The sequence below is a fragment of the Klebsiella electrica genome, from assembly GCF_006711645.1.
Classification (GTDB): Bacteria; Pseudomonadota; Gammaproteobacteria; order Enterobacterales; family Enterobacteriaceae; genus Klebsiella; species Klebsiella electrica.
This window is the reverse complement of sequence record NZ_CP041247.1, coordinates 2,303,310-2,323,322: the sequence shown is the minus strand read 5'-3', so window position 1 is coordinate 2,323,322 and position 20,013 is coordinate 2,303,310. Positions and strand designations below refer to the sequence as shown.

General features: G+C 54.5%; 17 protein-coding genes, 3 tRNA genes and 1 CRISPR repeat array. Of the genes, 12 read left to right on the top strand and 8 right to left on the bottom strand.

Annotated features, from left to right (window positions below):
* The first annotated feature begins 41 nt into the window (after window positions 1-41).
* Entirely contained in the window at window positions 42-1,226 is a 1,185-nt protein-coding gene (punC, locus tag Electrica_RS11025) for a purine nucleoside transporter PunC (protein WP_141964476.1), read from the top strand.
* A 295-nt stretch (window positions 1,227-1,521) separates the two neighbouring features.
* A complete protein-coding gene (cfa, locus tag Electrica_RS11020; protein WP_141964475.1) occupies window positions 1,522-2,670 on the top strand; it encodes a cyclopropane fatty acyl phospholipid synthase in 1,149 nt (382 codons plus the stop codon).
* 64 nt (window positions 2,671-2,734) lie between these two features.
* On the opposite strand, the gene Electrica_RS11015 is transcribed toward cfa, so the two are convergent.
* Window positions 2,735-3,370, bottom strand: a complete 636-nt coding sequence (locus Electrica_RS11015; RefSeq protein ID WP_100683649.1) for a riboflavin synthase subunit alpha — start codon at window positions 3,368-3,370, stop codon at window positions 2,735-2,737.
* A 229-nt stretch (window positions 3,371-3,599) separates the two neighbouring features.
* Here Electrica_RS11015 and mdtK point away from each other — a divergent pair, with 229 nt between their 5' ends.
* Complete coding sequence (gene mdtK, locus Electrica_RS11010) at window positions 3,600-4,973, top strand: MdtK family multidrug efflux MATE transporter (protein WP_131047985.1); 1,374 nt, start codon at window positions 3,600-3,602, stop codon at window positions 4,971-4,973.
* 39 nt (window positions 4,974-5,012) lie between these two features.
* Here the strand turns inward: mdtK and Electrica_RS11005 are convergent, their stop codons facing one another.
* Complete coding sequence (locus Electrica_RS11005) at window positions 5,013-5,906, bottom strand: LysR family transcriptional regulator (protein WP_100683647.1); 894 nt, start codon at window positions 5,904-5,906, stop codon at window positions 5,013-5,015.
* A gap of 107 nt (window positions 5,907-6,013) precedes the next feature.
* Here Electrica_RS11005 and Electrica_RS11000 point away from each other — a divergent pair, with 107 nt between their 5' ends.
* The 8 genes from Electrica_RS11000 to Electrica_RS10970 all read left to right on the top strand — a co-directional run bounded on the left by Electrica_RS11000 (window position 6,014) and on the right by Electrica_RS10970 (window position 10,390).
* Complete coding sequence (locus Electrica_RS11000) at window positions 6,014-6,643, top strand: NADPH-dependent F420 reductase (RefSeq protein ID WP_131047984.1); 630 nt, start codon at window positions 6,014-6,016, stop codon at window positions 6,641-6,643.
* Window positions 6,644-6,834: 191 nt separating this feature from the next.
* Complete coding sequence (gene asr / locus Electrica_RS10995) at window positions 6,835-7,311, top strand: acid resistance repetitive basic protein Asr (RefSeq protein ID WP_141964474.1); 477 nt, start codon at window positions 6,835-6,837, stop codon at window positions 7,309-7,311.
* A gap of 70 nt (window positions 7,312-7,381) precedes the next feature.
* The gene (gene ydgU, locus Electrica_RS29440; RefSeq protein WP_455428489.1) at window positions 7,382-7,465 is read left to right on the top strand and encodes a small membrane protein YdgU; all 84 of its coding nucleotides are present in this window, start codon (window positions 7,382-7,384) and stop codon (window positions 7,463-7,465) included.
* Between the two features lie 290 nt (window positions 7,466-7,755).
* Window positions 7,756-7,832 (top strand) — tRNA-Val (locus tag Electrica_RS10990).
* Window positions 7,833-7,836: 4 nt separating this feature from the next.
* Window positions 7,837-7,913 (top strand) — tRNA-Val (locus Electrica_RS10985).
* Between the two features lie 4 nt (window positions 7,914-7,917).
* Window positions 7,918-7,994 (top strand) — tRNA-Val (locus tag Electrica_RS10980).
* A gap of 316 nt (window positions 7,995-8,310) precedes the next feature.
* A CRISPR array of direct repeats spans window positions 8,311-9,238; the repeat unit is 28 nt; unit sequence TTTCTAAGCTGCCTGTACGGCAGTGCAC.
* Window positions 9,239-9,476: 238 nt separating this feature from the next.
* Window positions 9,477-9,920 (top strand): type II RES/Xre toxin-antitoxin system antitoxin, encoded by a 444-nt coding sequence (gene parS, locus Electrica_RS10975; protein WP_141964473.1) that lies wholly within the window; start codon window positions 9,477-9,479, stop codon window positions 9,918-9,920.
* A complete protein-coding gene (locus Electrica_RS10970; RefSeq protein WP_141964472.1) occupies window positions 9,917-10,390 on the top strand; it encodes an RES family NAD+ phosphorylase in 474 nt (157 codons plus the stop codon). The genes parS and Electrica_RS10970 overlap by 4 nt, the downstream gene beginning before the upstream one ends.
* A gap of 21 nt (window positions 10,391-10,411) precedes the next feature.
* Here the strand turns inward: Electrica_RS10970 and cas6f are convergent, their stop codons facing one another.
* The 6 genes from cas6f to cas1f form a co-directional block, all read right to left on the bottom strand.
* A complete protein-coding gene (gene cas6f, locus Electrica_RS10965; RefSeq protein ID WP_141964471.1) occupies window positions 10,412-10,966 on the bottom strand; it encodes a type I-F CRISPR-associated endoribonuclease Cas6/Csy4 in 555 nt (184 codons plus the stop codon).
* Between the two features lie 9 nt (window positions 10,967-10,975).
* Complete coding sequence (gene csy3 / locus Electrica_RS10960; protein ID WP_131047979.1) at window positions 10,976-11,974, bottom strand: type I-F CRISPR-associated protein Csy3; 999 nt, start codon at window positions 11,972-11,974, stop codon at window positions 10,976-10,978.
* Between the two features lie 10 nt (window positions 11,975-11,984).
* Window positions 11,985-12,920, bottom strand: a complete 936-nt coding sequence (gene csy2, locus Electrica_RS10955; RefSeq protein ID WP_141964470.1) for a type I-F CRISPR-associated protein Csy2 — start codon at window positions 12,918-12,920, stop codon at window positions 11,985-11,987.
* Window positions 12,917-14,227: a type I-F CRISPR-associated protein Csy1 gene (gene csy1 / locus Electrica_RS10950; RefSeq protein WP_141964469.1), complete on the bottom strand. Its 1,311-nt coding sequence runs from the start codon at window positions 14,225-14,227 to the stop codon at window positions 12,917-12,919. The genes csy2 and csy1 overlap by 4 nt, the downstream gene beginning before the upstream one ends.
* Window positions 14,228-14,356: 129 nt before the next feature.
* Window positions 14,357-17,584, bottom strand: coding sequence for a type I-F CRISPR-associated helicase Cas3f (cas3f, locus tag Electrica_RS10945; protein ID WP_141964468.1), 3,228 nt, complete (start codon window positions 17,582-17,584; stop codon window positions 14,357-14,359).
* A complete protein-coding gene (cas1f, locus tag Electrica_RS10940; protein WP_141964467.1) occupies window positions 17,581-18,564 on the bottom strand; it encodes a type I-F CRISPR-associated endonuclease Cas1f in 984 nt (327 codons plus the stop codon). Before cas1f ends, cas3f begins: the two co-directional genes overlap by 4 nt.
* A gap of 579 nt (window positions 18,565-19,143) precedes the next feature.
* On the opposite strand from cas1f, the gene Electrica_RS10935 reads away from it, so the two are divergent.
* The gene (locus Electrica_RS10935; RefSeq protein WP_015584190.1) at window positions 19,144-19,710 is read left to right on the top strand and encodes a DJ-1/PfpI family protein; all 567 of its coding nucleotides are present in this window, start codon (window positions 19,144-19,146) and stop codon (window positions 19,708-19,710) included.
* Window positions 19,711-20,013: the final 303 nt, after the last annotated feature.

Genomic DNA, 20,013 nt, shown 5'->3' with positions numbered 1-20,013 from the left:
TACACTCTGCGGCATCCTATCTGTATCTATAAGAGAATGTTATGCAACAACCGGGGAAAGGATTTTTAGTGTGGCTGGCGGGACTCAGCGTGCTGGGTTTCCTGGCCACCGACATGTATCTGCCGGCCTTTTCGGCTATCCAGCAGGATCTCAATACCTCTGCGGCGTCAGTCAGCGCCAGCCTGAGTCTGTTCCTCGCCGGCTTCGCCATTGGGCAGCTGTTCTGGGGCCCGCTCTCGGACCGCTACGGACGTAAACCGATTCTGCTGACCGGGCTGGCTATCTTCGCTATCGGCTGTCTGGGAATGCTGTGGGTACGCGATGCCACCCTGATGCTGGCGCTGCGCTTTATCCAGGCTCTCGGCGTCTGCGCGGCGGCGGTGACCTGGCAGGCGATGGTCACGGACTATTATCCCGCCCAGCGCACTAACCGTATTTTCGCCACCATCATGCCGCTGGTGGGGTTATCGCCGGCTCTGGCGCCGTTGCTCGGCAGCTGGCTGCTCGCCCATCTCGAATGGCAGACCATTTTTGCCACTCTTTTTGCCATCGCCCTGCTGCTGATGGTCCCCGCCCTGCGCCTGAAGCCGGTCGCCAGGCCGCAGGGTGACGCCCGCGAAAAACTGACCTTTATGACGCTGCTGCGCTCACGCGAATACAGCGGCAACGTGCTGATTTACGCCGCCTGCTCCGCCAGCTTTTTTGCCTGGTTGACCGGGTCGCCGTTTATTCTCCATGAGATGGGCTACGGTCCGACCGCTATCGGTCTTAGCTATGTCCCGCAGACTATCGCCTTTTTAGTCGGTGGCTATGGATGCCGCGCGGCGCTGCAGAAATGGCAGGGCCAACAGCTGCTGCCCTGGCTACTGGTGATTTTCGCCGTCAGCGTGGCCGCAACCTGGATGGTGGGCCTGGCTGCGGACGCCTCAATTATTGTGGTGATGATTCCCTTCTGCGTGATGGCGATTGTCAATGGCGGGATTTACCCGATAGTTGTCGCCCAGGCGCTGAAGCCGTTCCCCCAGGCGACAGGTCGTGCCGCCGCGTTGCAGAACACGCTGCAGCTCGGCCTGTGCTTCATGACCAGCCTGCTGGTCTCGGCGCTGATTGCCACGCCGCTGCTGACCACCACCAGCGTGATGCTGGTTTCTATCGTGCTGGCCGGGCTGGGCTATTTTATGCAGCGTCAGAGCGTGTGCCTGACCACGGAGTCATCGCATGCATAAATGCGTTTCAGTGATGTTACAGGTCAGTAATTAGCCTGCTAATATATTTTTATTGAAAGCCTGATCTCAGCGGCCTATACTGGTGCGGCTTCACATAAATAAAAAAATTTTTAAGATTAACGGGAGCAGGATGCATCCCGTTTCACCATGGAAGGCCTTTCGGCAAGGGTTTTCGCCCTTCCTCTGTTCTACGTCGGATAGCAGCTTCACGGATATTCCGTGAGATTTCTCACAAAGCCAAAAAAGCGTCTACGCTGTTTTAAGGTTCTGATCACTTGGGCGTGATGGAGAAGCTATGAGTTCATCGTGTATAGAAGAAGTAAGCGTACCAAACGACGACTGGTACCGAATTGCAACCGAATTACTCGGTCGCGCGGGCATTGAAGTCAATGGCCCCTCCCCCTCCGATCTGCAGATTAACAATCCGCTCTTTTTTAAACGTGTTTTGCAGGAAGGGTCACTGGGGTTAGGTGAAAGTTATATGGACGGCTGGTGGGATTGCGAACGGCTGGATCTATTCTTCCATAAAGTACTGCGCGCCGGGCTGGAAAATCAGCTCCCGCATCATCTCAAAGATACGTTGCGCGTCGCGGGCGCTCGCCTGTTTAATCTACAAAGTAAAAAGCGCGCCTGGATTGTCGGGAAAGAACATTACGACCTCGGCAACGATCTTTTCAGCCGTATGCTCGACCCCTATATGCAATATTCCTGCGCGTACTGGAAAGAGGCGCAATCGCTGGAAGAGGCGCAGGTAGCTAAATTAGATCTTATTTGCCGCAAGCTGCAGCTGGAACCGGGGATGCGGGTGCTGGATATTGGCTGCGGCTGGGGTGGGCTGGCTTACTACATGGCCAAAAATTATCACGTCAGCGTGGTCGGGGTGACCATTTCCGCCGAGCAGCAAAAAATGGCCCAGCAGCGATGCGAAGGGTTGGATGTCACCATTTTGCTGCAGGACTATCGCGATCTGCATGACCACTTTGATCGCATTGTTTCCGTCGGGATGTTTGAACACGTGGGACCTAAAAATTACGCCACCTATTTTGACGTGGTAGATCGTAATTTGAAACCTGACGGTCGTTTCTTACTGCACACCATTGGCTCCAAAAAAACGGACCACAGCGTCGATCCGTGGATCAATAAATATATTTTCCCCAACGGTTGCCTGCCTTCGGTTCGTCATATCGCGCAAGCCAGCGAATCCCATTTTGTGATGGAAGACTGGCACAATATCGGTGCCGATTACGATACCACGTTAATGGCCTGGTACGAGCGCTTCCTGGCCAGCTGGCCCGAGATCGCCGATAACTATTCGGAACGTTTTAAACGGATGTTTAGCTATTATCTCAACGCCTGCGCGGGAGCATTTCGCGCACGCGATATTCAGCTCTGGCAGGTCGTCTTTTCTCGCGGTGTTGAAAACGGCCTTCGCGTTGCCCGCTAAAACTATCCCCCGTTAACACGGGGGATGCCTTTTCTTTCATTCTTCATCCGGCAGCGGCGCCCAATCATTCATCGCTCAGGCGCTGGGCTGCTTCTTTCGCCGCCAGCACGCGTTCCACGGTATCGACGACCGCCTGGGTTTGCGGGTCGATCTCGATATTCACCCGGTCGCCGAGTTTTTTGACGCCAAGCGTGGTGCGCTGCAGGGTTTCCGGGATCAAATGCACGCAAAAACGCGTCGGCGTCACTTCACCGACCGTCAGGCTGATCCCGTCGACGCCGATAAATCCTTTATAGAGGATATATTTCATTAGCGTCGGGTCCTGAACTTTAAACCAGATCTGGCGGTTATTTTCCGAGGTCAGGATCTTGACGATTTCCGCCGTGGTCATAATGTGACCGGACATCAGATGGCCACCGATCTCATCGCTGAATTTCGCCGCTCGTTCCACGTTGACCACGTCCCCCACCTCTACAGCGCCGAGGTTGGTAATACGTAGCGTCTCTTTCATCAGGTCGAAACTGATGCGCGGACCGTCAATTTCGGTGACCGTCAGGCAGCAACCGTTGTGCGCCACCGATGCCCCGGTCTCGATGCCGGCGAGCATATGCTCAGGCAATTCCACCACATGGGTGCGAAAATTGGGTTTTTCATCGATGGACACCACTTTAGCGGTCCCCTGCACAATGCCAGTAAACATGCTTTACTCCTGTAGACTTTCGTGACGGTATCATTACCGTTATACCTGTCGGGAACAATACCAGTTGGCAAAACAGGTTGCCAGCGCGCATCGTGCCCTACCATTTTTTCACTGGCTTAATGGCGCATCCTCGCTACAATAGACTGGAAATCCCTTCAGCTCTTTCTTCTTGCTGCCATTTACGGCGGCTTTTTTAGTCTCAAAATAACAACAATATAAAGGTGTTCACGTGCAGAAGTATTTTATTGAAGCGCGTCAGTTATTAGCACTGGCTATCCCGGTGATCCTCGCACAGGTCGCCCAGACCTCCATGGGCTTTGTCGATACCGTCATGGCGGGCGGCTATAGCGCCACCGACATGGCGGCCGTCGCGATTGGCACCTCGATCTGGCTCCCCGCCATTCTCTTTGGCCATGGTCTGCTGCTGGCGCTGACGCCGGTTATCGCGCAGCTAAACGGCTCCGGTCGCCGCGACCGCATTGCCCACCAGGTTCGTCAGGGGTTCTGGCTGGCGGGATTGGTGTCGCTGCTGGTCATGGTGGTCCTGTGGAACGCCGGGTACATCATCAGCTCGATGCACAATATTGACCCGGCCCTTGCCGAAAAAGCGGTGGGCTACCTGCGTGCGCTGCTGTGGGGCACTCCCGGCTATCTCTTCTTCCAGGTCGCACGTAACCAGTGTGAAGGCCTTGCGAAAACTAAACCGGGGATGGTGATAGGATTTATCGGCCTGCTGGTCAATATTCCCGTGAACTATATCTTTATCTACGGCCATTTTGGCATGCCCGAACTGGGCGGCATCGGCTGCGGCGTGGCGACAGCATCCGTTTACTGGGTGATGTTCTTTTGCATGATCTCCTGGGTACGCCGCGCCCGTTCTATGCGCGATATCCGTAGCGATGAAAGCTTCAGCGGCCCGGACTTCGGCGTGCTTAAACGCCTGGCGCAGCTCGGGCTGCCGATTGCGCTGGCGCTGTTTTTCGAAGTCACCCTGTTTGCGGTCGTTGCGCTGCTGGTTTCCCCGTTAGGGATTGTGGACGTCGCGGGCCATCAGATAGCCCTGAACTTCAGCTCGCTGATGTTCGTTTTACCTCTCTCGCTAGCGGCAGCGGTGACCATCCGCGTCGGCTTCCGTCTTGGACAGGGTTCGACCCTCGATGCGCAGGTGTCTGCCAGAACCGGGGTCGGCGTTGGCGTCTGCATGGCCGTCGTCACGGCGATTTTCACTATTCTGATGCGTAAGCAGATTGCGCTACTGTATAACGACAGTCCGGAAGTGGTCCTGCTGGCTTCCCAGCTGATGCTGCTGGCCGCGATTTATCAGATTTCTGACTCCGTACAGGTCATTGGTAGCGGGATTTTGCGCGGATATAAAGACACGCGGTCGATCTTCTTTATCACGTTTACCGCGTACTGGGTGCTGGGGCTGCCGAGCGGCTACCTGTTGGCCTTAACGGATACGCTGGTTCCGCGTATGGGGCCTGCGGGTTTCTGGTGCGGATTTATTATCGGGCTCACCTCGGCGGCAGTGATGATGATGCTGCGGATGCGTTTCCTGCAGCGTCAACCGTCCAGCGTAATTTTGCAACGCGCGGCGCGCTAATGCCCAGCGGCACCCTGCACACGGGGTGCCCGAACGGATTCAGCGCGGGCCCAGTGCGGCTCTTAATGCGTCGACAAAACATTTAATTTTCGTCGTTCGCCGCCGTCCGGTCGGCACCAGAACATGCATGGGCCGCGCAGGTCCTGAGTATCCGGCTAAAACCTGCACCAGACTCCCCCGCGCCACTTCGGTTTTCAACACCTCTTCCGGCCCCAGGGTAATACCGTGCCCCGCAATGGCGGCATTCATCAGCGCCTTCCAGTCATTTGCGCGCAAGCGCCCGGAGGGTTTAACCTCGAACATGGTCCCCTCTTTCTCAAATTGCCACCGGCAGGCGCTCCCTGCCGACCAGTGACCATAGACCAGACACGCATGCTGTTGAAGATCGGTCGGCGTCTGCGGCTCGCCGTGACGCAAAATATAGTCAGGTGACGCACAGGCAATCAGCCGGTATGGCAGCAGCGGCCAAGCGACCATCGAACTGTCGGCCAGCTCGCCGATACGCACGATCACCTCAAACTCCTCTTCAATCGGGTCGACAATGCGGTCGCTCAGCGTCAGCTCGACCTGGACGTCAGGGTAGCGGGCAAGATAGTCGGTAATAAAGGCCGCGAGCGCATGCGAACCAAACGTGACCGGCGCATTCACCCGGATAATGCCTGATGGGGTCGCTTTCATTTCCTGCGCCACCGCGTCCGCTTCCGCTATTTCAGCCAGTACCACGCGGCAACGTTCATAGTAGCCACGCCCGATATCGGTGAGCGTCTGTCGGCGCGTGGTGCGGGCGATTAATGAAGTGCCCAGATGCGCCTCAAGCGCGGCCACGTGTCGGGCGACCATCTGCGGCGAGAGCCGCAGTTGTGCGGCCGTGGCGGCAAACGACCCCGTCTCAGCCGCCTTTACGAAAACCCTGATACTGGTGAGCTGGTCCATGATTCACTCATTTGAGTTGTTTATCATTCCACTATCTTACGATTTATCTTCTGTACAGATGGAATTAAATTTATCGCCACACCCTGATCATTCGTAAGGAGTTGAAAATGAAGATTGGTATTATCGGTGCCGGATTCGTTGGCCGGTCTGTGGCGAAGCTGGCGCTTGCCGCCGGTCACGATGTCATGTTGAGTAACTCGCGGGGACCACAGACTCTGTTCAGCCTGGGTCCGATGATTGGTAGCCAGGTCGGCAGCGCAAATGACGCTGCCGAATTTGGCGAGGTGGTGGTCATTGCCGTGCCGCTCAGTGCCATCCACTCACTGCCGGTCGCCGCAATTAAAGATAAACATGTCATTGATGCAGTGAATTATTATCCCGAACGTGACGGCCCGGTTGAGGCGCTGGAGTCAGGAGATATCACTACCAGCGAATTACTCGCTCAAATCCTGCCTGCCGCCACCGTCACCAAAGCGTTTAACGCGATTCCTATGACCCAACTGGAAAGCGATGGACTGCCCGCAGGCGCGGAAAATCGTCGGGCGCTGCCGCTGGCAGGCGATAGTGAAGAAGGGAAAGCGATAGCCGCCGCGCTGTACGAGGCGTTTGGTTTTGACACCGTTGATGCCGGACCGCTGTCCGAAGGATGGCGTTTTGAACGCGGCCAGCCCGCCTATTGCGTACCAATGACCCGCCCGGCGCTGCTCACGGCGTTGTCCCGGACTCCGCGTCGCTAACCGTCCCTTCCCTCCGCCGACGCGTATTCCGTCGTCAGCGGAGCCTCCTGTTTTTCGCCCGCCACAGCCGTTGTACATTCCGTTACTTGCCGATACCAAACACTCACTGAAGCCTGGGAAAGAAATACTTATAGTGACTTCAACAGCCCCGCAGTGGGGTTAACTGAAGAAACAATTTCGAGGATATCAGAATGAAAAAAGTATTAGCTCTGGTCGTTGCCGCTGCTATGGGTCTGTCTTCTGCTGCTTTCGCTGCTGACGCAGTAAGCACCACTCAGGCTCCGGCTGCTGCAACTCACAGCACCACTGCCAAAACCGTGCATCATAAGAAACAGCACAAAACCGCTGCTAAACCAGCCGCTGAACAGAAAGCTCAGGCTGCGAAAAAACACCACAAAGCCGCTGCTAAACCAGCCGCTGAACAGAAAGCCCAGGCTGCGAAAAAACACCACAAAGCCGCTGCTAAACCAGCCGCAGAGCAGAAAGCCCAGGCTGCGAAAAAACACCACAAAGCTGCAACTAAACCAGTAGCTCAGAAAGCCCAGGCTGCGAAAAAACATCACAAAGCTGCTGCTAAACCAGTAGCGCAGAAAGCTCAGGCTGCGAAAAAACACCACAAAGCTGCTAAACACCACGCCGCTAAACCTGCTGCACAACCGGCTGCTTAATATTTCCGGTAAGTCAGGTTAATCATAAACCGGCGCTGCTACAGCGCCGGTTTTATTTCAGGAGGCCACTATGCTGCAGCGCTATCGTTTTGAGCTTATTCTGATCCTGTTAGTCCTCTGCGCGCTTTTTACCCTTCGCCTTATTTTCAAATAATCCCTCTGTTGCGGCACAAGCGTCTGCGACGCCTCTTGCGCCGTTCGCCTGACGAATCACCTGTTCTCTCTCCCGGCAGCTTCTCCAGGCCCCTCTTCGCCCTGCGTCAGGAACGACGCCGCAGCGCGACAAAGGTAGTTGGATAAGAAATATCCTTTATCATCAGTAAAATATAAGCAATATGCGTAAAACTTCCGCAATCGCGTGAGATCTGAAAGAAAAGTGACGTTTGCCTCTTGCCACAACCCCATCCGATCGCTAATATGCGTCCCCGTTGTCACCACAACATTGCGTTCATAGCTCAGTTGGTTAGAGCACCACCTTGACATGGTGGGGGTCGTTGGTTCGAGTCCAATTGAACGCACCATAATGCGTTTATAGCTCAGTTGGTTAGAGCACCACCTTGACATGGTGGGGGTCGTTGGTTCGAGTCCAATTAAACGCACCATAATGCGTCCGTAGCTCAGTTGGTTAGAGCACCACCTTGACATGGTGGGGGTCGGTGGTTCGAGTCCACTCGGACGCACCATTCTTTATTCAGCAGACATCAGCAACAGTCTGTCGGTTATCGAACGGTGTGAAGTTTTCATACGTTCTCTTTCTGGTAAACCCCATAGAATTCCAGCCTGTTCCACGGCATTTAAGTTCATTCAGAACCGACGATGAGCGAATCGTTATTCGATACTCTTTCAGATGCTGAACTGTTCAAATCACTTTATCTCAGTAAGTCCCGACACGATTTAAAAACAGCAGTGAGATTGTGTCCTGATAAGGGTTGCCGGGTTTTTGACGCCCGTGGTTTTTGCCCCCTACATCAGATCTTTGAAATTATTCAGGACATGTCATTTCTAAGCTGCCTGTACGGCAGTGCACTTTTCGCGGGCGCGTTCGTGAAGCTGCTCTCTTTTCTAAGCTGCCTGTACGGCAGTGCACGTGGAAAACCATGGCGGAACGCTGCGGATCTGTTTCTAAGCTGCCTGTACGGCAGTGCACTTCATCCCGACATTTACAGACGATTCGGTGTCTTTCTAAGCTGCCTGTACGGCAGTGCACGTCGGCGACGAGCCAGGAACATTCCGGCTTGATTTCTAAGCTGCCTGTACGGCAGTGCACATCGCCATCATCGAGGCATCGGACGAATTACTTTTCTAAGCTGCCTGTACGGCAGTGCACCGCGGCTTCAACCTTGTTGCGAGCATCAACCATTTCTAAGCTGCCTGTACGGCAGTGCACCTGGTGGGCTTTATACCGTGGTCAAAGTTACTTTTCTAAGCTGCCTGTACGGCAGTGCACAATTCGCTACGCCAATCGCGCCTGCTCTATGTTTTCTAAGCTGCCTGTACGGCAGTGCACTATCTGTGCCTTGCCAGGCAAAGCGATGTGCTTTTCTAAGCTGCCTGTACGGCAGTGCACATGACGTTTGTTTCACTGTCCCGGTTTAAACTTTTCTAAGCTGCCTGTACGGCAGTGCACAGGAACGCCTGACCGCTGGCCGCGTCACGGGTTTTCTAAGCTGCCTGTACGGCAGTGCACCCGTCCTCGTCAAACAATGCCGCCTCTCTGATTTTCTAAGCTGCCTGTACGGCAGTGCACAACGATATCTGCAGCGCTGACCATGCCCGCCATTTCTAAGCTGCCTGTACGGCAGTGCACATCAATGATGCATTAATTAAGCGGCGCTACCCTTTCTAAGCTGCCTGTACGGCAGTGCACTCTTGACCTGTTCAGAGATCGTGTTATTTGCGTTTCTAAGCTGCCTGTACGGCAGTGCACTGACATAGTATCTCCATAATTTACTGATTTCACGAGATAACCTCATATAATGACGCTTCCCCCCCTTTTTTCAGCCTGTAAAAAATAATATTTAAAATCAAATAATTAGAAATCAACATTAAAAAAGGGTCTCCGGCATCTGCCAGGGATGTACGACTCGTCAAAAAATCGCCCTGCCAAATACCAGACAAATGACTATACTTAACCATGACAAATGACAGAAAGCAGGAGATGAAAAATGAGAACATGGGTTCCCGAGCAGAAGCCTGCTGACAACGCGCTCTGGCGCTATGCCGGTTTGCCTGCAAATCGGGGAATGCGGCTGATCGAATTTCTCAATCAGGGGCTACCAGTCAGCGTACTCGATAATATTCATGAATGGACCGAGATGTCTAAAGCGGACATTCTTCGCGTAACGGGCATTAATGAGCGCAACGTTGCTCGTCGCAAAAGCGCGGGGCGAACCCTCACTCCCGATGAAAGTGAGCGGGTAGCACGCTTCGTTCGGGTGCTCGACGCCGCCGTTGATTATTTCGGCAGCAAAGATGAAGCCTGGAACTGGCTACAATCCCCGGTACGTGGGCTGGGCAATGTTGCTCCGGTCGATCTCATTGCAACTGAGACTGGCGCACTTGAGGTAACCGATTTAATTGGCCGCCTGGAGCACGGAGTGTTTGCATGATTTTTTATCGCCTGGTGATGGGGCGGTACGCCAGCGAGGCCTGGAGTGGAAGCGGTGCAAACCAGTATGGCGGCCGCTGGAATCATAAGGGCCATCCTGCCGTATATGTGTCCGCATCCATCTCGCTGGCCTCACTCGAAATACTGGTGCACGTAAAAAAAGACGCGGTGCTTAATCAGTACCAGCTTTTCAGTATCGACATTCCAGATGACCAGATTGAATATCTGGATCAACACTGGTTACCCGAAGACTGGCAGGAAAACCCGGCTCCGGTATCCACCATGGATTTAGGGACTGGCTGGTTACAGGCCACCAGCGCGCTGGCGTTAGTACTGCCTTCGTGCATCATCCCTTATGAAAACAACGCAATTATTAACCCGTTGCATCCTGCGTTTCATCAGGCGCTCGCCTCCGTTCAGCAGTACCCTTTTGTTTTTGATACCCGTCTGGCAGAAAAAACCGCATCCTGAGAGCAGATGCGGTTTTGCGTCTCAAAACCAGGGAACGGTGGCGGTCGCGCTTAGCCCATAGGTTGAAAACAGTCCCGCAACGGGTGCCGGGAGTAAATCGCCATGACGAATAAACAGCCGGAACGATTGGCCCGAAGAGAGGCTGCGCAAATTCAGCCACGGCAAATCAGTCCGTTCTTCTTCCATCGTCGCCATGAGTTTCTGCGCCTCTTCTTCGGTTAACCACCCCTTTCTGACCGAGCGTCGTAAAAGCCGCTCCGGGCTGCTTTTTACCTGAACGCGGCTGACGCAGCGCCAGCTTGCCGCCTCCGGCACGGGCTGTACCTGCGAACACAGGCAGTAATCATTCAACCCTTTTCGCCATCCCGTTGACTCAAGTTCATTTAAGGCCCGGTGTTGGCCGTGCAGACGCAAGACAGCGCCGGGCTTGATATGATGTGACGGAAAGCTCACGCCAATATCGCCCTTTCCTCGCCTCCCCAGAGCGCGATGCAGCCTGGCAACCAGTGCCGCCATCAGCATCTCCTCGCTGAACTCCGGGTCAGGTAGCACGCGGATCTCCAGATAGTGATCCATAACAACTCCTTACTCGCTCTTCTCGCCGAACACGCCGCCGCGGATCAATACAGCCATAACGTAGTGCTGCTGCTTTTTGTCCGGCGTCTGCCCTTTGGTGACCCAGTTATCAAGGAGAGTGTAAAAATCCATTTTCTCTCTCGGCTGACGACAGGCCACGCCGCGACTGGTGACAGAACCATATGGCTCAACGGCTATCGCGCCAAGTTCGTCAGCCTCAGGATGCCAGGTATCGATCGTGCGAAGCGCATTGCCAATCTTCTGCGAGTGCATGCCCGCGATATCATCTACCTGATATAACAGGCGGCTTTTGCTGCTGTTACTGTCCAGCACCAGCTCCTGCGATGGGAAAACCTCTTGCCCCGCGCCCAGGAACACCTGTGCTTCTACATTGAGGAGGACAAATCCTTCTCCGCTGAGGCCTTTTTCAATTTCCCGGGCCAGTTCGTCGAGCGACTTATCGCTGGCAGAAAAATCACGTAAACCATATTCGTGCGCGTCAAACGTCCATTCCTTGCTGCCAGTGACCTTAACAACAATTTTTTCAGCGCCTACGCGGTTACGCCATAAAAAGCGCCCGTTAGCCAGATTGGTGGCATAGCGGCGTGCCAGTTCGGCAAAACCATTTTCGCGGATATAACCATCGATCACCTGCCGAAGCGCATCCTGATAATCACGGTCGTTACACACAGAGGGGGTGGACAAATTCCCCAGCACGCGCAGGGAAAACTTAACCAGCAGGGTATCTGCTTCCGCGGAGAGCGCCGCCACATCCACCCGCTGCAGGTTCGCTTTCTGGATCTCAGCATCCAGCTTCGCCGGATCGCTGGTGAGCGCATTTTTCAGGCGGTTAGAGATTGTGCCACGCACCGCTTTTTCCTGAACACGAACGGGCTGCCACTCATTTCCCTGCCAACGCCCAGAGTACATCACCGCATCCGAGGTGGCCAGTTTACGTTCAAATGCCAGTACAGAAGCCGTTTTAACGGCAGTTGGAGCCTTTGCCATATGTCAGTCCTTATTTGAGATGTTCTGGTGCCAATGGCGCGCCCGCGCCCTGGCAGTAGTAGCCTGTTTCTGTCGTGTGATAACGCCAGAAAATATCATCCAGTGATTGGATCCGGTGCAGCCCGCACCATTCGCCAATCGCGTAAACCGCTTCCGTGAACGCAAACGGCGTCTGCGCATCGCGAGCATTAACCACTACCCCTGGGGCATAGAGTTCGGAGATCCGCTGGTACCCGGTCATGAGGGGAACCAGAAAGCCGGGCTTAGGTTTGGGAACATGCCGCCACTCCGCAGGATCGCCTTCCTGAATGCCTTTATCTTCCGGGGTTTCGGCCTGTATTTTCAGCGCGGCAAAGTCGAGCCATGCATCAAGCAACGTCGCGGCAGGATCGTTTTCCAGAAGCATCTGGTGATGTTCGCAAAGCCAGCTGCTGCGATCGCGCAACGCAAAACCCGGCATCAGCTGCCACTGCAGACGATACATTTCGCGCCCGGTTGCCGGCATCGGCATGACGGAAATGCCTTCAATGGAGACGATTATCCCGCCTGCCAGCCTGAACGTTGGACACACCTGCGCCAGATAATCTGCAAGCTCACGCTGGCCGTATTCACCATTTGGGATTTCACCGTGGCATTCGAGAAGAAGCGATACCGTCAGATGCATACGCCCCTCTTCGTTAAAAGAGGCGGTTTTGGCTTCACGCGTAAGAGGGTTGCGGGTAAGGGCAAATTGGTAATCGCGGCCCGATATATGGGCGTGGATCTGATGCTCGTGGCTGACCACTGCGCACCCGTCGATTCGCAGCCCATGGGTTTGCGTCAGCCTGCGCGACAACGCATGCGCAAAACCCAGGAAATGGGTGATAGCGGGAAAACCGTACGTCAGGCCAGCCACCGCATTGGCATTTTCCACTTTTATACGGCGAAGAAGGATTAGCGAACTCATTTCAGCGCCTCCTGAATGATTTTTTCCATCTCACGCAGGTTGGTGCGTAAACGTTCGCGGGTTTCCCACTCATGTTTTTCCACCGCGCCAACGTCAGGCAGCGCCTTACGCAGACGCGCGTTCAGCCAGAGGGCGAAATCTTCCGCCACCTTTGCCTGCCAGTCATCTTTATCTCGCTCCAGACGAAACGCTTCGTCGGTTTTTGTCCGCCACGGATCGAGCCAGAGCTGCTGGTGCGCCTTCAGTTCAGGACAGTCGAGCGTCCAGTTTTGCCACGTCTCACGCTGGAGGTCAGACACCACATCAAACAGCAGATCGATCAGCGCGTCGATATATTCATCGCGTGCTTCACGAATACGAAAACTGGTGTAATCACCGGTTCTTGTCAGCAATGACACCAGTAACTGCAGTTTGCCGTTGGCGCGTCGGTCAAACTGGCCGCCAAAAGTGAACACCGAGCGTAAATTCGTTGGTTTTTTTTCCGCCCTTTTCCACTGCGGCGGCTGGCAGGAAAGCAGCCAGGTACGCCCGCCACGGACGCTATTGAGATACGAAATATTCTGCGGCTTAGTGCCGCCAAAATGCATTTCCGCTGCATCCGGGAATAACGTGAGCGGTGTGGGGTGCCAGGTTTTCTCACGACGTGCTTTCCAGATAGCCTTAACGTCATCGCCAAATCTTAAGGCGATCATTCTCTGGTGCACAGCATGGGCAAGTGAGGTGGCAAAGAGCGGGCTTAAAAGACGATAATCGTCCCCCACAGGGAAATAGCCCTGCTTCGCCAGTTTGTGGGAAGCCGGTTCTCCCGGCGTAAATGCGCGGGAAAACCCTGAAACCCACTCAGCCAGTTCAGCGGCATCGTCGGTAAAAGCAGCCAGAGGGCTGCGATCGTCGCGCTTCAGAGAGGCAAGAAGAGAATCACCGTTTTCAATACGCATTTGCAGCAGTTTCGCCACATCCAGCGCCGCGGCGTTGCCAACCGCATCCGGTTCCAGACCTGACATCGTCGCGCTGCTCAGATAACCTTCCTGCGCCACGGCCTCGCTGAAGATACTGCTACTTTTTGAATCCCCGTGGGTAAATTTCGCCGCATGGGTCACGAGGTTAATCTGCCCGGCTCGCTTTGCTGCATCTGTCAGCCATGCTTTCGGTTCATAGCGAAGCTCCAGTTCCCGGCGTTCTGCCGCAAGCGTCGCGCTATCTGCATCACTGCGCTTTGCGGCTGCTTTATCGAATGCTTCCAGCTTTGCTTGCCGTCGTCCGGCAATATAATTTCGAAGCGCCGCTATCAAAGCCCCTTCATCCATCACCCTCTCCTTTAGCTGATTACTTTATGGTTTTACGATTGTTATAAATGAATTGGGTAGCTTAGAAATATGACACTTAGGATTGGACTCAATCCTGTAAACTGCTGCACAAGCAGTTCGCGCCCTCTTTCAGAGGGCGCGAAACACCCCCAGCACCGGGTGATATAACCACTCTTCTGTCTCCTCTTCTTTAGCCACCCTTAGTGTTATCTCCCCAAAGCGTCGCGACACAGCAGCAAGCTCCATCTGCTTCGACTCGGCCAACGCAAGCAGCACCTGCGCATAATCCACGCCGAACCACGGCTGTACACCATCGGCGAGGGTCAAAGCCTGCCAGCGAAACCGTCCGGCTGGTTTTAACCCGCCGTTTTCCTGCATCAGGCAAAACTCGGGCTCGTCATCGTCCTCTTCCATACTCAGAAAGAAAGAGGCCTGCGGTGAAGACCGGCGAAACGGCGTGCGGCGCTGAAGTTCACCACTCCACGTCAGCGGTAGCCGCCACCAGGATGCGGCAATCGCCTCCTGTTTATCGCCCCCATCGAGCAACGCGGCGCGCAACCGGGTATGCTCCAGCGCCGCAAGTCTGTTTCCAGGTATGCTCTCAGCAATGCGTGGTACAGCATCGATCGTCCGGCAGGACTCTTCACTGAGCAGATCATGCATATCGTGGTAAGGAAGCAGATGCTTTTCGGTTTCAAACCCCGGCCGGCAATAGGCCACCGTTTTACCCTGAAGGGCTCGCACGTTGCGTTCCAGAATCACCAGATTCTCGCGCACAGGAACGTGCTGACGGTGGCGCTGAATACGCCCGGCAAACTGAATAAGCGAACGCATGGAACTTGGTTCAGCGATCCCCCAGTCGGCATCAAAATCCCGGCCGACTTCTAAAACAGAGGTGCCGAGCACCACAAAAAGGTGGTTTTGCTCCGGCATAGCGAGCGCCTGTTGCACTTCGGGTAATTGCCAAATCGCCTGCGGATCATGGCGGGTAAACGCACCATCCAGCCGTTTTTCAATCAACGCGCGGACCGCAAGCGGGTGCTGGCTGTGATAAACGCAATAATGAATGCGGTAATTTTCGGGCGAGGGTATTTCCATTAGCGTTTGGGCTATCGCGACCAGCGGATTGATATTGGCAAGCCGGACGAGGCCAAACGAAACGGTTTTACCATTTTTATGCGTGTTGTGGTGCTGATGAAGTATCCGCATTTGCTGGTGCAGCGTGTTCGCAACCGCCGAAACAATGCCTGAATTGCCAGCTGAATGCAGCGCCACGATCGCCAGTTTCCCCAGACGAAGGCAGGGTTTTTCCGGCAAACGTTTAACGCGCTGAGTTACAAATTTGCCGTGCGCCTGACGAAACAGGGCTTCGTCTGCCACATCGTGAGACTGAGCGCCATACTCATCAAACCAGGCGCAGCAGATGTTTACCGGCCTGCCAGATACGCCACACGCTGCCTGCCAGGCTTTGCGCCCTTCCCGGTAGGCTTCAAACAGGGCTTCCGTCAATGCGGGGGGCAATGTCGCGGATGAGAGAAGCACACGTGAGCCCAGCATTCCCGCCCAGTTCACCAGACGACACAGCGCGTGCAAATCATCAATATCGAAGTCATCTGGCTCATCAAGCACCAGATCGCTGGTCAGCAGACGTAGCATAGCGGGGATCTGCCTGCCGCCGCGCACGCCTTCTGTTGCAGGCATCAGATGGTCGATGGTGGTCACCAGCACCGGCGCGCTAACCAGCCGATTGAGCGCCGGTTCTTGCGCAAGCCACTGCCGGGCGATGCCGCTACCCGTGGCGCCTTCATAATGAACATAATGGTGGCAGGCGAAAAACGCCTCGTCGCTTGCGCTGTTGGTATCTTCCCCGTCGTTCCCCTGGTAAAGTTCTCGCACCGCGGCAGAACCGGTCACCACGGCCAGCGTGTCGTCATCCAGCCCCAGGCGCGACTGCAAAGCCTGCCCGGTCTGCAACGTCAGCGTACGTAGTCCCAGCGCCACGCTGAAGCGACACCCTTCCTGCTCATCGGACAGCGCATACATAATGCGCGCATTGGCAAAGGTTTTACCGCACCCGGTAGACGCCATATTGATACCGAAAAAGCCCTGCTCGACACTTTTGTCGCGCAGAGACAAGGCCACGTCCCAGGCCTTGTTTTGCCAGAGAAAGCGTGCATCTTTCGCCCTTTCCCGGAACGTTTTATGCCGGGCAATGGCTGGCAATGTGCGCCGTAAAGTGGGAAGAGAACGCCCCAGCAGTAACGCATGATGCGCGACGCCAATATTGTGCTCGTCGAGTTTTTGTTTGAGCTGTCGGGTCTGACGGTCGCTGTTTGCCCAGGTCTGAATGGCTTCATCCTGCCATCCCGCATACGCGGGCTGAGATGAGTAAACGTGATCGGCCAGCATCAGTGACAGACGCGCAAGGTGCAGAGTGAAGAGGTTATCCAGGGAGCCATAGTGCAATAATCCCGGCAGATTCCTGATGCGCTTGCCAATCTGCCGGGCTTTCTCGCGCCATGTTTTACTTTTCAGCGGCGTACCGTGGGGGAATTTCCAGACGTTTTTAAAGTCGCGATCTTTCCATTGATGCTTGCCAGAAGATGTGTGATTAAGCGAGTTCCAGTCGGCGTTCAGTTGCCGCTCGATCCAGCCCTCGCAATACATTAACTGGGGTTGCGCTGAGAGTGACTGCGGCAGCCGATGGTGCGACAACATTAGCCATCCGACCACTTTCGCCAGAGGAGGTAAGGTGCTGAGCGGGCTACACGTCCATGTCGGCGAATCCATCTTCACTGCTTTTAGCATCTCCTTTTCGTCAGAGGCGTTGAGCTGCCCAAGCCGCCCCAGCCACTGTTCATCGGTCCGTTCGCCGACGAACGCCTGAAACAGGCGAACAGAGATCCACTCGTGGCGGTACGGTTGACAGACATGCTGACTTTCTCCGCGCAGCGTCTGCTGGAAGCACATCCCGGCCTTACCAAAATCGTGAAACAGCCCGGCGATAGCGGCCAGCAACGCAATACTCTCGGCACTGTTCCAGCGATGCTCCGCGCCGTTCTTTAGCACATCGAGCGTGGTACGGTTGGTGGGTGCGCGGCCCTGCGCGTTAAAACGACGAATATTACCGACAATCCACAGTAACTCTGTTTGCCCGTTTTTTTTAAGCCAGTGACAGGCAACAGCCGTATTGCGTCGGGCAGTTTTACGCAGAAGTTTTCTGAGCGTGTTGACGCCATCAAGGGTGATCGCCGTCTGCCAGGCGGCATCTCCCGTTCGCTCAGCAAACTGGTCGATAATCCGACAGCTTTCTTCACGCGCCTTTTTCGTACAGCGGGAGATGATCAGGATATTCATGGGGCCACCTTAGCGAGTGACAGGGAGGTCTCCTGTAGCGTGGCGATCATCACGTCCAGCGCATCGGCCTGCTGGAAAACGTTGATACAGCGCTGACGAAACATTTGATTGTCTTCCCCTTCCATCGCGGCGATAAATGCCTGCGGCAACACCAGGGCGTCTTTTATTAAATCAGCAATATCAAAGACCAGACCGCCACGGCGGGTTTTGCCATGCATCACAGCCAGACCGTGGGGAATGCCGGTAACCCAGGCCGCGACAGCGGCCAGCCCGTAGGCCAGATAGTTGCCCTGATCGAGAAACCGGTTTGCCGTATCAACACCGCCGCCCCGTTTGGCACGGGTAAAGTTACCGTAACCGACCGTCTGGCTTGCCAGTTTGTAGAGCGATTTTGTCAGTTGCGCTTCCTGAAGCATCAATGAGGTATGGTCGTTGGCGCTTTCCATCCCCTGCCGCGCGCGCTCAAGAATGGCCTGCAATACGTCCATATCTGACTGAAACGAGGTTTCGCGCTGCATCCGCAGCCCTGACCACTGTTTTTCAATTTGCTGTAACCGAATAAACTGAAATGTTTTTGCCGCCTGCAGTCGCTTTGCTTCGTCAAACCAGAATGACACCCAGTTTTGCAAATACCCTGTTGGACGATATTCGCTTTGCGGGCAGAGCCATGAGACATCAATATCCACTTCGTTAGCCGAATAAAGCGGCGTGCCATCCGTTCCGCAAAACCCAACCATCACCCCGGCGCGAGCAAACTCCCGCATCGCCATTTGCGTAACAGAGGTCCCCATACCCAACATCACCGCAGTCGTATTAGCAATGGGGATGTTCCAGTAGAAAGATTCTTTGCCCTCCTGGGTGACATACTCCACCCGACCGCCGTTCACCTGTACACGACATTTTTCGAGGTAATAAATATTAGCGCGTTTAGAATGAAGAATAGTTTTTAGATCAGAGGGGGTGATCGTGTTTTCAGGCATGGCAAACCCTTTGCGCAAAATAGTAATGTCATCTGTCTATTGATGAAAACCTCTGTATGCAAATGTGACTTTCATCAAACAATCAACTCTTTGAAGAGTAATATTCCCTGCATTAATATTAATCACGTTCTTTGAGGGTTTTCTATATTTACTTTAAAAATTCTCTGAAGTAGATATAAAACCGTTTATATCATTATCAGGCAGTCAATTTGCCAGAGAACAGCTACAGTAGCGGTATAATATTGCAATTTCTGACGTAGCCATTAAATCTTACTGCCTGTATTCCAGGAGCAGAAGAAGGAGCCATTTGCTAAAGCTACATCATTCTGCTCTCCTGCTGCAGGTGGGTCGGATATAATTTCGCGCCAGCGATGATCGCTGAACCGGCAGGATTTCCCGATACCTCTTTACGCACTTCCTGACCGCAGGTAGCGAAACCACTTTATGTTCTACAAAAGTCGTTTCTGGTCACAGATGACAACATCGCAGAATCAGCGCTCACAACGCCACTTGCTGTTCGCATTCCCTTCGCCGCTGGACTATACCTTAGTCATCTTTATTCCCTGAGGAACACTCATGATGAGCAAAAAAATTCTGATGCTGGTCGGCGATTACGCTGAAGATTACGAAACCATGGTGCCGTTCCAGGCATTGCAGATGATTGGCCACCAGGTTGACGCGGTTTGCCCGGACAAGAGCAAAGGCGACTATATCATGACGGCGATCCATGATTTTGACGGGGCCCAGACCTATAGCGAGAAGCCCGGACACCGCTTTGTCCTCAACGCTGATTTTGCGGCAGTAAAAGAACAGGACTATGACGCCCTGCTGATCCCCGGTGGACGAGCGCCGGAATATCTGCGCCTGAACGATGAGGTGCTCAAACTGGTACAGGCCTTCGACGCCGCGCACAAACCCATTGCCGCCGTCTGCCATGGCCCGCAGCTGCTGGCCGCCGCAGGAATACTGAAAGGCCGGACCTGTAGCGCTTACCCGGCCTGCGCGCCGGAAGTGCGGCTCAGCGGCGGGCATTATGCTGAAATAGGTATCGATCAGGCGCATGTCGACGGCAACCTGGTCACCGCTCCTGCGTGGCCCGCGCATCCGCAATGGCTGGCGAAATTTGCTGAGGTGTTGCAGCAGTAAAAGCTGAATGGCGGGCTGATAAAGCGAAAATGGCGGACCGTCCAGCGGTCGGTCCTCTCGAATCATCATTTTCGGCCATGCCTGATTTTCCAGTTTGTCGTCCAGAAATGAATGGCGCAATTTATTCTGATAATCAGCGAGTTAATACGTCCCAGGCTGCCTGTACGGCAGTGCACGTACGCAGGAATATCAGTAACAGCTACGCAATTTTCTAAGCTGCCTGTACGGCAGTGCGCAACTATTGAGAAATTGCGCGCTGAACGTGATCTTTCTAAGCTGCCTGTACGGCAGTGCACGTATTTG

Excerpts from the sequence above, each read along its gene's own strand:
- punC (WP_141964476.1), top strand. The coding sequence starts at position 42 with ATGCAACAACCGGGGAAAGGATTTTTAGTGTGGCTGGCGGGACTCAGC.
- cfa (WP_141964475.1), top strand. The coding sequence starts at position 1,522 with ATGAGTTCATCGTGTATAGAAGAAGTAAGCGTACCAAACGACGACTGG.
- Electrica_RS11015 (WP_100683649.1), bottom strand. The coding sequence starts at position 3,370 with ATGTTTACTGGCATTGTGCAGGGGACCGCTAAAGTGGTGTCCATCGAT.
- Electrica_RS11005 (WP_100683647.1), bottom strand. The coding sequence starts at position 5,906 with ATGGACCAGCTCACCAGTATCAGGGTTTTCGTAAAGGCGGCTGAGACG.
- Electrica_RS11000 (WP_131047984.1), top strand. The coding sequence starts at position 6,014 with ATGAAGATTGGTATTATCGGTGCCGGATTCGTTGGCCGGTCTGTGGCG.
- asr (WP_141964474.1), top strand. The coding sequence starts at position 6,835 with ATGAAAAAAGTATTAGCTCTGGTCGTTGCCGCTGCTATGGGTCTGTCT.
- ydgU (WP_455428489.1), top strand. The coding sequence starts at position 7,382 with ATGCTGCAGCGCTATCGTTTTGAGCTTATTCTGATCCTGTTAGTCCTC.
- parS (WP_141964473.1), top strand. The coding sequence starts at position 9,477 with ATGAGAACATGGGTTCCCGAGCAGAAGCCTGCTGACAACGCGCTCTGG.
- Electrica_RS10970 (WP_141964472.1), top strand. The coding sequence starts at position 9,917 with ATGATTTTTTATCGCCTGGTGATGGGGCGGTACGCCAGCGAGGCCTGG.
- cas6f (WP_141964471.1), bottom strand. The coding sequence starts at position 10,966 with ATGGATCACTATCTGGAGATCCGCGTGCTACCTGACCCGGAGTTCAGC.
- csy3 (WP_131047979.1), bottom strand. The coding sequence starts at position 11,974 with ATGGCAAAGGCTCCAACTGCCGTTAAAACGGCTTCTGTACTGGCATTT.
- csy2 (WP_141964470.1), bottom strand. The coding sequence starts at position 12,920 with ATGAGTTCGCTAATCCTTCTTCGCCGTATAAAAGTGGAAAATGCCAAT.
- csy1 (WP_141964469.1), bottom strand. The coding sequence starts at position 14,227 with ATGGATGAAGGGGCTTTGATAGCGGCGCTTCGAAATTATATTGCCGGA.
- cas3f (WP_141964468.1), bottom strand. The coding sequence starts at position 17,584 with ATGAATATCCTGATCATCTCCCGCTGTACGAAAAAGGCGCGTGAAGAA.
- cas1f (WP_141964467.1), bottom strand. The coding sequence starts at position 18,564 with ATGCCTGAAAACACGATCACCCCCTCTGATCTAAAAACTATTCTTCAT.
- Electrica_RS10935 (WP_015584190.1), top strand. The coding sequence starts at position 19,144 with ATGAGCAAAAAAATTCTGATGCTGGTCGGCGATTACGCTGAAGATTAC.